Origin of the sequence: Bradyrhizobium sp. CCBAU 11434 (genome assembly GCF_028128895.1) — a bacterium.
Lineage (GTDB): Bacteria > Pseudomonadota > Alphaproteobacteria > Rhizobiales > Xanthobacteraceae > Bradyrhizobium > Bradyrhizobium zhengyangense.
Genome location: NZ_LBJX01000013.1, coordinates 1 through 389, shown reverse-complemented (window position 1 = coordinate 389; position 389 = coordinate 1). Strand labels below are relative to the sequence as shown.

At 63.5% G+C, this 389-nt stretch carries 1 pseudogene; it reads right to left on the bottom strand.

The features are described 5' to 3' along the window. A pseudogene (locus XI06_RS12805) lies at nucleotides 1-287 on the bottom strand (IS110 family transposase); the annotation flags it as partial. Nucleotides 288-389 lie beyond the last annotated feature (102 nt).

Sequence of the window (389 nt, the reverse complement as noted above, 5' to 3'; positions counted from 1 at the left end):
GCCGGCATCGATCTTGTCGGTCTTAACGTGAGCCTGGGCGATCGCCTTCACCTGCAGCGGATTGGCGATAATCACCCGTGCCACGAACGGCGCCAGAACCCGCGACACGCCATGCTGTTGGCAGTCGCTTCGACCACCACCTCATCACTGGCCAGCAGGGTCTTGCTAAATCCCTCCAGCGCAGTCCGCGTCATATCGATGCGGCCCGCATGTCGGAGCCTGCCGTCCTCCCAAGACACCACCTCGCCGAAAGTTCGGTGGACGTCGATGCCAATCACCCGTCGCATTCGCACCTCCTGCCCAGACATATGACGGGAGCTGCGGGCGACACGACAACTACGGATTCGCGCTCCCAGCGCAACCGGGCGAGTCGCAGAGGCGGCCAGCTA